At 65.6% G+C, this 1,665-nt stretch carries 2 protein-coding genes; one reads left to right on the top strand and one right to left on the bottom strand.

Annotated elements, in window-relative coordinates:
- Nucleotides 1-49 precede the first annotated feature (49 nt).
- Entirely contained in the window at nt 50-391 is a 342-nt protein-coding gene (locus AC5Y5O_RS31965) for a DUF3024 domain-containing protein (RefSeq protein ID WP_500028740.1), read from the top strand.
- Nucleotides 392-407: 16 nt separating this feature from the next.
- Here AC5Y5O_RS31965 and AC5Y5O_RS31960 read toward each other — a convergent pair whose 3' ends face one another.
- Nucleotides 408-1,616, bottom strand: coding sequence for an IS30 family transposase (locus AC5Y5O_RS31960; protein ID WP_500028741.1), 1,209 nt, complete (start codon nt 1,614-1,616; stop codon nt 408-410).
- Nucleotides 1,617-1,665: the final 49 nt, after the last annotated feature.

The following is a 1,665-nucleotide window of genomic DNA, read 5'->3' as shown; positions in this document are numbered from 1 at the left end:
GGTGGATTCCAGTCGACGTTGCAAACGGGACGGGTTGCACACTAGTCGGGTGAGTGGTCTGCCGGAGACGGATGTTGCGCGGGTGCAGCGATGGTGCCGGGCCAGGGTGCCCGAGCGTGTCCGTGACGAGGTTCGCGTCGAGGTGGATATCGCTGATCGGCATCTGACGATCGTGGAGTGCCGGCCGCCGTGGCGAGCAGATGTGGGTGCGGCGTGGACCCGGTTCCCGATCGCCCGGCTGCGCTATGTGAAGACCACTGGTGTGTGGTCGTTGTTGTGGCGTGACCGCAATCTGCGATTCCATGCCTACGATTCCGTAGCGCCCACGGCCAGTATCGAGGAGCTGCTTGCTGAACTGGATCGCGATCCCACGGCGATCTTTTGGGGCTGACCCTGGGCCGCGCCGCTTATGCGGTCCTGATGGCCACGTCGGTGATCAAGTCGGCTGGTCGGGCCCAGTCAAGGGTCTTGCGGGGCCGGTCATTGAGTTCGTCGGCGACTCGCTGCAGTTCCTCGGGCGAGATGGTGCTCAGGTCGGTGCCTTTGGGAAAGTAGTCCCGCAGCAAGCCATTCGTGTTCTCGTTGCTGCCGCGCTGCCACGGGGAGTGCGCATCGCAGAAGTACACGCGTGTCTCGGTGGCGGCGGTGATCTGTTGGTGCAGTGCAAGCTCTTTGCCCTGATCCCAGGTCAGTGTCCGTCGCAGGTGGGGAGCAAGAGCACCCAGTGCCTCGGTGATGCCGTCACGCATCGTCTCGGCGGTCGGCCGCCCGGTGGGTACGTAGATCAGGATGACGAAGCGGGTCGTGCGTTCGACGAGAGTGCCTATCGCCGAACGGTTTCCGGCACCCATGATGCAGTCGCCTTCCCAGTGCCCGACCTGCATCCGGTCCTCGGCCTCGGCGGGCCGATCCGCGATCATCGTCATGTTAGTGAGCCGACCACGTCGCTCCAGGCCCTGGATTCGGCGTCGGCGCCGCCGGCGACGCCGTTTGGCCGGACGGGTCACATCGGTCCTGGGATCGTAGATCGCCTGATAGATCGACTCCGTACACAGGTGACGCTCGGGCTGATCGGGGAACCGCACCGGCAACTCGTGGGCGATCTGTTCAGGACTCCACCGCTTATCCAGCAGCTCAGCCACGACACCGTTGAGCTGCGCGTCGCGGGTTACACGCCGCGTGCGCGACGAGGCGGACCGAGACTGCCGCTCGACGCTCAACCGCTGCGCCGTGGCGGGCAGGTAGCGGCCCCGACCATCGGCGTTGCGGCGAAGCTCCCGCGACACCGTTGAAGCCGCCCTGCCCAATTCCTCGGCGATGTCGCGCACACTGACACCCGCACGGTGCAGGTCAGCGATCGTCGTCCGCTCGGCCAGCGACAGATACCGGGGGTGCCGCGCCTGGGGTGCTGTAAGTCTCACCGGCGGATAGTGCACCGCCTGGCCGGCAGTGTTGAGGATTGTGCGCCCGTAGCGCCAGCGTGTCCCCGTCCTGCGGTTGATCCCCACAACCCGGCACGCCTCGGAGTTACTCACCCCCTGCGCGATCAGCCGAGCGAACCACACCTGCTTTTCCACCAGCATCACGCCATGTCGCGTCTTCCGGCCAGCTCCCACCGCAACCTCCAGATAGCCTCGATGTTGCGACGTTGACTGGAATCTGCCC

This window comes from Mycobacterium sp. NGS40 (assembly GCF_059812735.1).
The sequence above is the reverse complement of the archived record's forward strand: the minus strand, read 5'-3'. Positions and strand labels throughout refer to the sequence as shown.